Raw genomic sequence first — 13,402 nt, 5'->3', positions numbered from 1 at the left:
AAAGGACTGCTGCGCAGTCCATCGGGGATAAATCCCCTCGCCACAGGGTTATTCGTTGCTCAAGGGAGTTGCCAAGTTGCTGGCGGGCACTCGCTGTTGATGCTTTTCCAACACCGGCCGCTCCAGCCGCCCACGCCCATAAAACGCCAACGCCGTCAGCAAACACGCCAGCCAGACGAAGATTCCCGCCCAGAACGTGTGGGACATGTAGTGCCAGCCTTGCAGAACCCGCGTCGTGCCATACACAAAACCAAGCAACAACGAACCCCACAGAATCGCGCTGGAAAACCGCCACTGATAGCGCCGCGCAACGAAGTACAGCGCCAGCATGGTGAAACCGCCCGACGCATGCCCGCCCGGCCAGCAGCGCCCCTCCCCTGCTTCATGGAACAGCTGGAAATTGTTGTACCACTCGATGTGGGCCATTTTCCCACCGTACAGCGTGGTTTCGATCGGGCAGTAAACGCTGGTGTGCGCCTTGAGGAAATGAATCACGCCGGTGCAAACGGCAAACGCCACGACGACGAAGAAAAAATCCCTGCGGTAATCGGCGGCAAATCGCAGCAGCGGAGCAACTTTACTTCGCTCAAGAAAAGCCCCGAGTCGCGGGCGTTTTTGCGGATTGACCAACGGCCAGACCACCGACAACATCGCGCCGATCAGGGCGATTTCCGCCGTCCAGTTCGGAATGATCCGCGCCCACTTGTGAGTCAGTTTTTCAAAGAAATGAATCTTGTCGAGCGGGAACGTCTGGGTCAGCGGATCGAACAACAGATTGCTGAAAGCGATGTCGATGTTGGTCATGTCGAACATCAGGAACACCAACGTCGCGCAGGCCAGCGGGATGCCGAAGTTGTAAGCGTAAAAACGAGTATTCATTCGGTAGTCACCGTGTGCCAGTCAGAGGCTTCAATGAAGCCGAGCATTTTCGGAGCCGCCGGACTGGCAGCAGAAACAAACAGTGACGAGCCATAGCCGGGATCGGACGCCGGCACTTTCAGGTCTTTTTCGATTTGCGCCATGCATTCGCTGTGGGTCACCAGAATCAGATTACGACCCGGTACTTTGTGCGCGAGCGCCTCTTGCAACATGCGGCCCTTGCAACTGATCAACCAGTCTTCGCCCACTGCGGCGCGGTTGAACATGTACCCAGCGGTCTGCACGGTGCGCACCATCGGGCTGTTATAGATGTCGGCATTGTTCAGCCCCAGTTGCTCGTACCGCGCACCGACCGCGACCGCGACACTGCGCGAGCGGTCGGTGATGCCATCATTGCCGCTCAGGCACGCCGCTTTGGAGTGATCGCAGCGCTCGACGTGGCGCACCAGCACGATCATCTCGCCCTTTTCCCAGCCAGTCACCAACGCCTGGGCCCCGGCCACATTGCTATGCGCCAGGTCGGGGATCGCCGCCGGGGCGAGCAACCACAAGGTCAGCGGGATCACCAGCACCAAAGCGGCCAATACCACCCAGGTGTTGCGAAAACGCGCCAGAGCGCTCAGATCGATCGAGCGTTTGACGCCAAACAGACTCAGTCTCAATTCCACAAAAAGCCGCCTCGCCAGCCTGCATCACTTGTCATTCGATGCGGCGAAGGTACAGAGCCGGGCGTCGGCAGCCGGTGAAACCCATGTGAAAAAAGTCTTGGGCTGGTCTGTTACAAATTCTGTCCGACAAAAACCTTTCAGCTCTCGCATTTGCGGCCGATAAAGACCTGCTAACACCCTTGCTGGCTCAAAAAAACAACAATCTTCCAGCCTAACTGACGACTAAGAAACCTTACGTTTCTGGAGGATTTGTGATGAATAGCTGGTTCGGCAACATCAGCGTGAACATGAAACTGGGCTTGGGCTTCGGCCTTGTGCTGGCCCTGACCTGCGTGCTGGCCCTGACAGGCTGGACCAGCCTCGGTGGCCTGATCGACCGCAGCAACTGGATGAGCGACATCACCCAGCTCAACGCCGGCCTGACCAAACTGCGAGTGGTGCGCCTGCAATACATGCTGGCCAATGGCGATGAAACCGCCGCGCAGAACGTGCAGACCACCCTTGAAGGTTTCGCCGCGCAACAGCAGAAGCTGATCAACAGCTTCAAGAGCCCGGAAAACGTCAAACTGCTCAAAGAGCAGGCAGCGACCATCGCTGAATACCAGACCTCGCTGAACAAAATGCGCAATTCGTATCGCACCGGCAACAGCGCGCGCGACACCATGAATACCAATGCTCAGACCGCCTACAACCTGATCGAATCGATCAGCAAAAGCGTGCAGCAAATGGACATGAGCGAACAGCGTTTCGCCCAGTTCCAGGCGATAACCACGGCCAAGGAAGCGTTCATCCTCGCGCGCTATGAAGTGCGCGGCTACACCGCGACCACCAATGCCGAAACCGAGCAGAAAGCAGTCGGCCAAGTCGACGTGGCAATCGCCAGCCTCAAGCAACTGAATGTGCATTTCGCTGACTCTCAGCAGGACGCTCTGCGCCAGTTAGAGACAGCGCTGGGCAACTACCGCAGCGCGTTGATGGCGTATAAAAACGCCAACTCCGAAGCCGTGCAGGCCCGCAAGGAAATGACTGATCAGGGCGCCACCATCGTGACCCTGAGCGAGCAGCTGTACCAGATCCAGCTCGACCGTCGTGACATCGAAAGCGCCCAGGCGCGCACCTTCCAGCTGATCAGCACCTTGCTGGCGTTGTTGGTTGGCGTGATCGCTGCGGTGATCATCACCCGTCAGATCACCCGTCCGCTGCAAGAAACCCTGGCCGTGGTCGAGCGCATCGCCAGCGGCGACCTGACCCAAAACGTCACCGTCACCCGCCGCGACGAACTCGGTGTGCTGCAACAAGGCATCGCGCGCATGGGCGTGACTTTGCGCGACTTGATCAGCGGCATCCGCGACGGCGTCACCCAGATCGCCAGCGCCGCCGAAGAGTTGTCCGCCGTCACCGAGCAGACCAGCGCCGGGGTGAACAGCCAGAAAATCGAGACCGATCAGGTCGCCACCGCCATGCACGAAATGACTGCCACCGTGCAGGAAGTCGCGCGCAACGCCGAAGAAGCCTCGCAGGCCGCCGCGGCCGCTGACGGTGAAGCCCGTGAAGGCGACAAAGTCGTAAACGAAGCCATCGCCCAGATCGAACGTCTGGCCAGCGAAGTGGTGCGTTCGACCGAAGCCATGAGCGTACTGCAACAGGAAAGCGACAAGATCGGCAGCGTCATGGACGTAATCAAGGCCGTTGCCGAACAGACCAACCTGCTCGCCCTCAACGCGGCGATTGAAGCAGCGCGCGCCGGTGAAGCCGGTCGTGGTTTCGCCGTGGTTGCCGACGAAGTTCGTGGCCTGGCTCAGCGTACGCAGAAATCCACCGAAGAAATCGAAGGCCTGGTCGCCGGTCTGCAGAACGGCACCCAGCAGGTTTCGGCGGTGATGAGCAACAGCCGCGCGCTGACTGACAGCAGCGTCGCCCTGACTCGCAAGGCCGGTGCATCGCTGGAAAACATCACTCGCACGGTGTCGAATATTCAGTCGATGAACCAGCAGATCGCCGCGGCGGCTGAACAGCAAAGTGCAGTGGCTGAAGAGATCAGCCGCAGCATCATCAACGTACGCGACGTGTCGGAACAGACCGCAGCGGCGAGTGATGAGACGGCGGCGTCGAGTGTTGAACTGGCACGTTTGGGTGGTCAGTTGCAGCAGATGGTCAGCCACTTCCGCGTTTGATCTTCGTACAGCGCTGAAGCAAAAAACCAATCGCGGGCAAGCCCGCTCCCACAGGTTTTTCAGTCGTTCACAGATGTTGTGTTCGACTCATAACCTGTGGGAGCGGGCTTGCCCGCGATTGCGTCAGGCCTGTCACCCCGATGCCCCGGAAAAAACTCCGCATCATGTAGGAGCTGCCGCAGGCTGCGATCTTTTGATCTTCGATTCGGAGCAGTCATAAAAAAGATCAAAAGATCGCAGCCTTCGGCAGCTCCTACAGTGCCATGTGGGTAGCGAACTTTTTCAGGGGCTATCTACTTCGCTTTTGTGATCCTCAAGCTGCCCACGGGTTAATCATCTCTACACCGCTAAACTCGAAATCCTTCACGTTACGGGTAGCTATGGGGAGGCCATGGGTTCGGCAGATCGCAGCAATTTGCGCATCGGCCATCGAAACCGCGCGGCCTTTTGATTCGCAATCCGCAACAAGCGTTGCGTACTCGACAGCGGCATGAGCGTCGAAAGACAAAATACGTCCGGCAAAGTCTTCTTCGAACATCGCCATGGCATGGGCCTCAAGTTTTTGTTTGCGCTTTCCGGAAGGCAGCCGAGCGATACTGTGAAGTATTTCCGCCACCGTCACGGCACTCACTGCCAGCTCCATCGCGGGTTGCGCATCAACCCAGGCAAGCACCCGAGACTCTGGCTCGACTCGCATAAACTCCGAAAGAACGTTGGTATCAAGCACTATCATTCAGAGAAATCCACCGTAGTGGCTTTTTCTGAACGCTCTGGCAGATAGAGATCAACGCCGCCGACAGCACTGAATCTATTGCGGATCCGGCTGCCGAGCCCTCCGGCACGATCAACTGTCGTAAGAGCCCTGCCTAAAATGAGTCGAGCCTCTTCTTCCATGGAATGCCCATTGTGAGCCGCAGTGATGCGCAGCTGTTCCTTGAGCTTTTCGTCGAGGTTTCGAATTGTAATGCTGGCCATGATGCCTCCTGCAATCAATGAAATCATTGATTGCAGGCTAGCACATCTTCAACTATCAAAACCCGGCGTCTTTCCGAACGGTATCCCGCTTAACGCGTCCCACGCTGCCGCAACGCCGACGGCATGAAATACGCATCCTCCGGCACCGGTTGTGCAAAATCGACAGTCTCCGCTTCTTCGTTATCAAGGTTCTGCACGTAGTAACGACGCGCCTGCAAGTCGTGGAACACGTCCAGCGCACTCCACGTGGTCGGCAGGTCGTAGAAGTTTTTCAGGTAGGCCATCGACACGCGCCACAACTCCCCTCGCCCATCGTATTGATCGACCAGTGCCGCGCCCCAGCTGTCTTCATCGAGAAACAGCACGCGTTTCGAGTAGATATGCCGCGAACCCGGTTTCAAGCTGCCTTCCACCACCCAGACCCGGTGCAGTTCGTAGCGGGTGTATTGCGGGTTTAGGTGGCCGGGGGTGAGCAGTTGCGCGTATTTCACGTCGGGGCTGCCGACTTTGTAGTTGTTGTAGGGAATGTAGATTTCCTGTTTGCCCTTGAGCTTCCACTCGTAGCGATCCGGCGAGCCGTTGAACAGGTCGGTGTCGTCGGCAGTGCGCAGGCCATCGGAGGATGCGATCGGCGTGTCGTAGGCGAGGTTCGGCGCACGGCGCACGCGGCGTTGGCCGGCGTCGTAGATCCAGGCCTGGCGTGCGTCTTTGAGCTGGTCGAGGGTTTCGTGCACGAGGGCAGCGCCACCGGCCAGTCGCGCCGGGCTTTTCACGAAGGCGAGGTAATAGAACAGGATGTTTTTCAGATCGGCGAACTGGCCGTTTGGGCGGTAGAAGTTGAACAGCGCTTCCTGCTGTGACGTCACCAGCGCGAAGCTGCCGTTGCGCTGCACAGGCGCTTCGGAAGCGCGGCGCACGACGTAGATGCCGCGATAGCGGGTGATGTGGTTCCACAGCACTTCGACGCCGTCTTTCGGCACCGGAAATGGCACACCGCCGTAGGCATCAGAGAAACCGCTGCCGCCTTCGAGCAACTTAGCCGAAGTGGCGTTTTTCAGGGTGTTGTCGTACAGCCATTGCGGTGCAGAACCGGAGCGACGGGACGGATAGATCGGCATCTGGAAGGTGTCGGGGTAGCTGTTGAACAGCGCGATCTGACCGGGGCTGAGGTGCGCTTTGTATTGGTCGAGATTGGCTTTGGTGATGGTGAACAGCGGCTTGTCGGCGGCGTACGGATCGGGGTGATGCTGGCCGGGTTTGTAGCCGGCGGGCGCCTGAGTGATGCCGCCCGTCCAGGCCGGGATGGTGCCAGCGGCGTTGCCGGCCCGCTCGGCGCCCATGGGGGTCAGGGTGGTTTTCAGTTGTTCGGCTTGTTGTGGGGTGATGGCGGCGAGAACGCTGCCGGCGGCCAGACCTAGAACAAGCCCGAGCGAAGCCTTGGTCAATCGTGAAGTGCGAACCATGATCTTCTCCAAAGTACAAAAACCTGTGGGAGCTGGCTTGCCAGCGATTGCGGTGGGTCAGCCACCATTGATGTCGAATGTGCTGCCGTCATCGCGGGCAAGCCCGCTCCCACAGGGGGACAGGGTGCCGCAAGTTTTGTTCTGGGCAATCAAAGAAAATACTTGAGGTTGAACCCGACGTTGTCGCGGTCGCGGATGCCGTTGTTCTGCCCGCCGCCGTAGAACTCGGTGTATTGCAGTTCGGCTTCGAGCTTGTTCTGGTAGTTGGCCTTGATCCCCAGCGTGTAGGCCTTGCGACCTTCGATGGTGTTGCCGGCCTGATAGCTGTTGCCCTTGAAGTCATCCTTGTAAACCACGTAAGGCGAGACGTTGACTCCGGCGTACACGTCGTTCCAGGTGCCGTTGAGCATCGCCGTGTAGCTGTAGGAATCACGGTTGACCTGATCGTCGCGATCACCGCCCGACACATAGGAATAGTTACCGGTACCCGCGTAATAACGCGTGCTGCCGTCATAAGCCGTGTATTGCAGGCTGCTGCCGCGCAGGTGTTCGGAGGCCAGTTCGAAGATGCCGAACAGCGAGTCGAACGAGGCCGTCGGGCCGAAGTTGTAGATGGTGCCCAGCGAGGTGTTGAACGCTTCGACGCGCTCGGCGTTGTTGATCTCGCTGTTGAGATTGACCATCTGCCCGCCGACGTTGATTGACCGGCCCGTCACCGCCACCGCCGCACCGTTGGCCAGGTCGCCGATCAAATCGTTGGTCGCCGCGACGCCGATCGGCAGATTCGGCCGATAAGCGATTTCACCGAACACCGAGGCCTCGCCCAGCGTGGTGTTGAAGCTGAAACCGTACATGCGAATGTCTTCGGCATAGCGACGATGCGCCTGAATGTTGCCCATCACATCAGCCGTGGCCAGACCGTTGGCGAGCGCTCCCGCCTGATCGCCCGCAACACCGGCCAACAGGTTGGTCAGGGCGTTCATGTCGATGCCTTTGTAGCCGCCCAGATCTGCCGCAATGGTCGGTTCCTTGGCGTGGTAATTGACCATGTACAAACCGAACTCGGTGCTGTTGAGCTGTTCGGCGATGTAACGAAAGGCAAAGCCGAACTGGCCGTCGTTGCGCGCGTTGTAGTCCTTGCCGACCGACGCCACCTTCAGCGTATTGCCGTAAGCCGGCGTCACGCCGTTGGCGTACAGGCCAGTGGTCTGCAAAACCGGACTGAGCAACGGGTTGTTGCCCAACGCGCTGTACAGACCAATCACGTTGCCGAATCCCGGCACCGGTGTATCGAGTGCAGTGCCGCTGAAGTTGTTGTAACCAGTGTTGCCGCCGTCAGCGAACAGGTCGGTTTGCGAGTAGAACGTGCCGACCGGATCGATGCGGGTTTCCTTCCAGTTGGTCTGGTAGAAACTCTCCATCGTCAGCGAATCGGTGAGGCCGACGTTGAAGCTCAGCGCCTCCACCGGCACCAGCACTTCCTTCACTTCCGCGCCGGGCAGTCGGTACTTGGCCGCGTCCACCGGGTTGGTGGTATTGATCCCGCCGCGATAGAAAATCCCCTCGCCCCAATTGAACACCTGACGACCGACACGCGCGGTCACCGGCATCTGTGCGACGTCCCAACTGCCATGCACGTAGGCGTCGAGCATCTCGATGCGGCTGCCGGCGATGTCACGGGTCTGGCCGGTGAAGTGGTCGTCCTGCGGGTAGCTTTGGCTCGGTTGCGAGGGGCTGTTGTTGTCGTAGTAATTGTTGCGTTTGTCCATCAGTTGCGTGTCGTAGAACGCAGTGCCGCGCATGAACACGCCGTAGTTCTGGTAGTTGGCCTCAAGCTCGGAGGTGATCTTGTACACCTCGGAAACCAGCCCGGTGTCGAAGTTGCGATTGCCGTCGTTGGTGTTGACGTCATCGTTGCTTTTATCGCGACCCTGCACCCGCCACAAACGACCGTAGGACAAGGTCGTGTCGAACGAGCCGGTGACCTGTTTGTCGAGCACGCTGAATTCCACCGCGTGCGCGCCATCGACTGCGCACAGTTGCAGCAGCCCGGCCAGGCCGACACCGGGGAGCGCGGCGCCCGTCAGGCGCAATCGAGTGTTGATCATGTGTTCCTCCTTCCCTGTTTTTTATTGTTTTTTGTCCTGTCGCGGTGGCTAGGGCGCCAATCCCGCGCTGACGTAGATCCGGCTGTGCGCGCCGAAATGTCCCAGCAGCTTGAACAGTTGCTGGTTGAGAGCCGGGTGATCGAAATTTTCCCGCTGCAGTTGGTTGCCGCTGCTGAAATCACTGGTCGCTGGTGCGGTCTCAAGCCACTGCCCGATGGCTTCATCAAACGCTGCGGAGTCATTGACGGACTCGGCGCTGACCACTTCGCGCAGGTAGTCGACCGAGTACGGCGGATAGCTTTTGTCTCGGGCGACATCGGCGTAAGCGTCGAGCATCGGATGCGGCTGGCCGGCGCGCAGCAAACGGCGCAGCCACGTCGACTGGTACTTCTCCACTTCCATGTGCCGCGTGGCGACGCGCTCGATGGAGGCCTGTTTATCCTCCGCGAATCCGGCGATGGCCTTACCTTCCAACAGCAGGAGATTGGCGAGGTCGACGCCCGGCAATGGCTTGGCGTGATAGGGCTGGGTCAGGTCCTGAATGTGGTGCAGGCCCCAGCCGAGAAAGCGATAGCCCCAGTACCGATGACCGCTGGCAAACGCCAGGCGCGCCAGACCCATGTATTGATACGCGCGCCAGTCCGGCCAACTGCGTTCGAGGAAACCGGCGGCCGCGTAGACCACCGCGCTTTCATGGAAGAAGCCCATGTGAAACGGCGCCTGCGAGCTGTACTGGAAACGCGCATCGCCGAACGGCTGCGGGCCGAAGCCATAGACCGCGCCGACTGCACCGGGGTTGTCGCTGAACAGGTTGATGTCGTGGCCGTAATCCGGCTCATCAGCGGCGCTGGCCAGCACCGCAAGCGGCGCGACTTTTTCGTGGTCGGCGACAACGATGAAGCGCTCGCGATTCCACGGTGAGAGGGTTTGTTCGACCATGACTTGATTGGCCTGCAAATGCTCGCGCTCGGCCAGGTCTTTGCCGGGCAATGGCTGGATGACCATCGCCAGGTAAATCTCGGGATTGATGCGCAATGCCGTGAGGAAGTCGTGGCGCAGATTGTCACTCGGCGTGGCGGGTAATTTCAGCGCGTCGGGGCGTGGTGGATATTGGACGAAGTGTTCGCGGGCGAAGGTTTCCTGTTCCTCCAGCAGCGCACTCACGGCCTGGTATTGCTGCGCAAGAAAGGCTTCCAGCGGCTCGACTTCGACCTGTGGCGCGTCGCGCAAGGCCGGCAGATCCTGCAACGCCAGATAGCTGCCCACCGTATGGTTCGACCAGCCCCAGGCGCTCGGGGCCGTTGCACAAAGCAGCAACAGGAGGAAGGTCAGCTTCATTGCTTGTGGTTCTTATTGGAGGTGCCGTGGGGGATGAGCCTAACAACCGACCTCGCCGCTGACACTGTCCGATCTCACCAGAAAAAGTCTCCGATGGCGCCAATTCAAATCTCAACACGGTTTATGTAGGAGCTGCCGCAGGCTGCGATCTTTTGATGTTGATCTTGAAAAACAAGATCAACAGATCGCAGCCTTCGGCAGCTCCTACAGGGGAATTGTGGTGTGTTTTTCAGGCGGGGTAGCCGGTGATTTTGCGGATGCTTTGGTAGTTCGGTTTGAGCTGGCGGTACGCCATTTCAGATCACGATACGATTTATGTAGGAGCTGCCGCAGGCTGCGATCTTTTGGTGTTGATCTTGAAAAACAAGATCAACAGATCGCAGCCTTCGGCAGCTCCTACAGGGGGATTTTTGAGGATTTTCAGGCGGGGTAGCCGGTGATTCTGCGGATGCTTTGGTACAGCGGTTTGAGTTGGCGGTACGCCATTTCAGATCACGATACGATTTATGTAGGAGCTGCCGAAGGCTGCGATCTTTTGATGTTGATCTTGAAAAACAAGATCAACAGATCGCAGCCTTCGGCAGCTCCTACAGGGGGAATTGAGGTGTGCTTTTCAGGCGGGGTAGCCGGTGATTTTGCGGATGCTTTGGTACAGCGGTTTGAGTTGGCGGTACATGCGCAGGTAGACGTCTTTGTACAATTGCTCGTAGATTTTTTGTGCCTCGGGTTGGGGGTGGAAGACCGCGCCTACTCGGGTCATTGCCGCGATGGCCGTGGGGAAATCTGCGTGCAATCCCAACCCCACCGCACAGCAGATCGCCGCACCCAGGCCAGATGCTTCGTAGACATGCGGTCGCTCCGCCGGCAGGCCGAAAATATTTGCCGTGAGCTGCATCGCCGCATCGCTCTGCGAACCGCCACCGGCCACGCGCAGGCGCTTCACCGTAACCTTTGAACGCCGCTCGATATTCTCCATGCCCTGGCGCAGGGCATACGCCAATCCTTCAAGAATCGCCCGGTAAATATGCGCGCGGGTGTGCACATCGCCGAAGCCGATCATCGCGCCTTTCGCTTCCACGCCCGGCTCGCGAATCCCCGGCGACCAGTACGGTTGCAGCATCAGGCCCATCGACCCCGGCGGCACCGCATCGACCAGCGCATCGAACAGCTGCTCCGGCTCGATGCCCTGCTCTTTGGCCTGCTGCATCTCGCGCAAGCCGAACTCGTTTTTGAACCAACTGACCATCCAGTAACCGCGATAAATCATCACCTCGCAGTTGTACTGATCAGGCACCGCTGACGGGTACGGCGGAATCAACGGGACGATTTCCAGATAGCGCGAACGGGTGCTGGTGATCGTCGCCGTGGTGCCGTAAGACAGGCACACCGTGCCCGCGTCGACCACGCCGGCACCAACCACTTCACAAGCCTTGTCGGCGCCCGCCGCAATCAGCGGCAAGCCCTCGGGAATGCCGGTGTGGCGAGCGGCTTCAGCGGTGATGTAGCCGAGGGTTTCACCGGGTTTGTGCAGGGTCGGCAATTGCTCCGGACGTACCGCCAGCGCCTGCCATTTCCAGTCACTCGGCGCGGCCCATTTCAGGCGTTTGAAGTCGAACGGCAGGTAGCCGACGCAGCAACCCACCGAGTCGACAAAACGCCCGCACAATCGATGGGTGAGAAACCCCGACAGCAGCAAAAACTTGTCGGTCGCCGCCCACACCTCTGGCTGATGCTGCGCAATCCAGTTCGCCTCAGCCTGGGCGCGGAAATAATCCACCGTGCCCTGCGCACCGACCAGTTTGAACAGCCAGCCCCACGGCCCTTTGATCCCGCCCTCGACTTCACTCTGTCGCTGATCAAGCCACAAAATTGCCGGGCGCAGCGGTTTGCCCTCCGCATCGACATTGATCACCGTACCGCGCTGAGTGGTCAGCGACACCCCGGCTATCTGCGAACGATCAATGCCGGTCTGAGCCCAGACTTGCTGACACGCCTCGCCGAGTTTCGCCCAGTAATACTCAGGATCCTGCTCGGCCCAACCCGGTTGCGTCGAGTAATACGCCTGCAATTCAACCTTGCCTTTGCCGAGCAAATTGCCCTGCAAATCGAAGAGCAACGCGCGCACGCTCTGGGTGCCGTTGTCGATGGCCAGCAGGTAACGCTTGTTCGGGTGGTTATCCATGGAGCTCTCTTCAAGGGGCATCAAGGCGTGGCATCCGGCAGACCGTGATGGCGTTGCCACAACGCCCGATAACGCTGAATTTCCTGCTGCCAGTGTTCGTCGCTCCAGCCGAGTCGTGGCTGGCAGAGCTGGCGGATGGCGGCGAAATAATCTTCGCCACCGAGTGGCAACAACAGGCCGAGACGCGTGCGGCGCAACAGCAGATCGTCGAGGTGCAGAACCATTTCCGCTTCGCAGGCGAAGGCCAGTTCCGCCCACAAGGTGTCCGTGGCGCCGACCGTTTCGTGGCCGATATCGTTGATCAGTTGCGCCAGCCTAGGCAGGCTTCGGCCATGCCGTCCGGCCAAGCGTCGCCATTGATTGCTGCTCAATTCAGGGATTGCCAGCGCAGGCACAGCCGCAAACACCGGCGCGGCATCGTCGACGAAGGGACGGTCGAGCATGTCCGCGCAGGCCTTGAGCACTTCAATGGCTTGCGGGCGAAACGTGGTCAGTTTGCCGCCGGCCAGTGTCACGCAACCCGGCTCCTGCCACAGCACATGTTCACGGGTTTCGTTCGACGGTTTGTCTAGATGCGCACCTGCGCTGCCTACCACCGGACGCACGCCGGACCAGGTCGACAACACATCATTCGCCGTCACTTCTGCGCCGGGAAATTGTTGTGTGCAGGCCGCCAGCAGGTAGTCGAGTTCTTCGCCAGTGATGCTCGCGCTCTGATCCAGTTCCTCGCGATGATCAAGATCCGTGGTGCCCACCACCGTCGCGCCTTCCCAAGGAAAAACGAACACCGGACGCCGGTCGCGTTCATGCAGAAACGTGAACGCCTGCGCCACTGGCAAACGCCAGCTCGGCAGCAACAAATGACTGCCGCGCAATGGCCGTAGTAGCCGTGGTGCTTCCGTCGGCCGCAAGCGTTCAGCCCATGCGCCGGTGGCCACAGCAAGCACGCCACAGCGCAGTTGCAGGGTCGCGCCGGCCTCACAATCTTCGATCTGAACGCCGTACACCCGTCCGTTTTTTCGCAGCAAATGTTCGACGCGAACGCCGTTAACCACGACAGCACCATCGGCCCGCGCCTCGCTCAACACACGCATCACCAGCCGCGCATCATCGGTCAGCGCATCGACAAAACTGGTGCCGCCAAGCAAGTCGTTCTCCTTCACGCCCGGCGCCAGATATCGAAGCTGTTGTGCATCATGAAAACGATGGCTGCGCCGCCCCGCCAAGGCGTCATAAACGCTCAGCAATCCACCCAACACCCGAGGCCCGGGAAAGCCGCCGCGATAGTGCGGCATCATGAAACTCATCGGCTCGACCAGCCCCGGCGCTTCGTCGAGCAAGCGCTGACGCTCGCGCACCGAATCACGGGTCAGGCGCCACTGCCCCTTGGCGATATAACGCAAACCGCCATGGACCATTTTAGATGATCGACTGGAGGTGCCCCAGGCGAAATCGCGCTGTTCCAGCAACAGGCAGCGCCAGCCACGACGCGCCGCTTCACGCAGGATGCCGGCGCCGCTGATGCCGCCGCCGATGACGATCAAATCCCAGGTTTCATCTGCCAGTGTTGGCAGAACCTGCTGGCGCCATTCAGCGTTCCAGTCCTGACTCATGG

General features: G+C 59.5%; 10 protein-coding genes and 1 pseudogene. 2 read left to right on the top strand and 9 right to left on the bottom strand.

Annotation, left to right across the window (positions count from 1 at the left end; all coding sequences use genetic code 11):
• Window positions 1-48: 48 nt before the first annotated feature.
• Window positions 49-879, bottom strand: coding sequence for a phosphatase PAP2 family protein (locus EJA70_RS06375; RefSeq protein WP_158830186.1), 831 nt, complete (start codon window positions 877-879; stop codon window positions 49-51).
• Window positions 876-1,547 (bottom strand): histidine phosphatase family protein, encoded by a 672-nt coding sequence (locus tag EJA70_RS06370; protein ID WP_158830185.1) that lies wholly within the window; start codon window positions 1,545-1,547, stop codon window positions 876-878. The genes EJA70_RS06375 and EJA70_RS06370 overlap by 4 nt, the downstream gene beginning before the upstream one ends.
• 254 nt (window positions 1,548-1,801) lie before the next feature.
• Between EJA70_RS06370 and EJA70_RS31345 the strand changes: the two are divergent.
• Window positions 1,802-2,863: pseudogene (locus EJA70_RS31345) on the top strand (methyl-accepting chemotaxis protein); the annotation flags it as partial.
• Window positions 2,858-3,721, top strand: coding sequence for a methyl-accepting chemotaxis protein (locus tag EJA70_RS31340; protein ID WP_371924523.1), 864 nt, complete (start codon window positions 2,858-2,860; stop codon window positions 3,719-3,721). The pseudogene EJA70_RS31345 and the gene EJA70_RS31340, both read left to right, overlap by 6 nt.
• A 313-nt stretch (window positions 3,722-4,034) precedes the next feature.
• Here EJA70_RS31340 and EJA70_RS06360 read toward each other — a convergent pair whose 3' ends face one another.
• The 7 genes from EJA70_RS06360 to EJA70_RS06330 form a co-directional block, all read right to left on the bottom strand.
• On the bottom strand, window positions 4,035-4,454 hold the full coding sequence (locus EJA70_RS06360; RefSeq protein ID WP_158830183.1) for a type II toxin-antitoxin system VapC family toxin: 420 nt from the start codon (window positions 4,452-4,454) through the stop codon (window positions 4,035-4,037).
• On the bottom strand, window positions 4,451-4,696 hold the full coding sequence (locus tag EJA70_RS06355) for a plasmid stabilization protein (RefSeq protein WP_158830182.1): 246 nt from the start codon (window positions 4,694-4,696) through the stop codon (window positions 4,451-4,453). The genes EJA70_RS06360 and EJA70_RS06355 overlap by 4 nt, the downstream gene beginning before the upstream one ends.
• An 89-nt stretch (window positions 4,697-4,785) precedes the next feature.
• A complete protein-coding gene (locus EJA70_RS06350) occupies window positions 4,786-6,159 on the bottom strand; it encodes a DUF1329 domain-containing protein (protein ID WP_158830181.1) in 1,374 nt (457 codons plus the stop codon).
• A gap of 149 nt (window positions 6,160-6,308) precedes the next feature.
• On the bottom strand, window positions 6,309-8,267 hold the full coding sequence (locus EJA70_RS06345) for a DUF1302 domain-containing protein (protein WP_158830180.1): 1,959 nt from the start codon (window positions 8,265-8,267) through the stop codon (window positions 6,309-6,311).
• A 48-nt stretch (window positions 8,268-8,315) separates the two neighbouring features.
• A complete protein-coding gene (locus EJA70_RS06340; RefSeq protein WP_158830179.1) occupies window positions 8,316-9,605 on the bottom strand; it encodes a phospholipase in 1,290 nt (429 codons plus the stop codon).
• A 613-nt stretch (window positions 9,606-10,218) separates the two neighbouring features.
• Window positions 10,219-11,787 (bottom strand): FGGY-family carbohydrate kinase, encoded by a 1,569-nt coding sequence (locus EJA70_RS06335; RefSeq protein WP_158830178.1) that lies wholly within the window; start codon window positions 11,785-11,787, stop codon window positions 10,219-10,221.
• A gap of 20 nt (window positions 11,788-11,807) precedes the next feature.
• On the bottom strand, window positions 11,808-13,400 hold the full coding sequence (locus EJA70_RS06330; protein WP_158830177.1) for a glycerol-3-phosphate dehydrogenase/oxidase: 1,593 nt from the start codon (window positions 13,398-13,400) through the stop codon (window positions 11,808-11,810).
• Between the last annotated feature and the right edge of the window lie 2 nt (window positions 13,401-13,402).

This window comes from Pseudomonas sp. PB103 (assembly GCF_009764635.1).
Lineage (GTDB): Bacteria > Pseudomonadota > Gammaproteobacteria > Pseudomonadales > Pseudomonadaceae > Aquipseudomonas.
The sequence above is the reverse complement of the archived record's forward strand: the minus strand, read 5'-3'. Positions and strand labels throughout refer to the sequence as shown.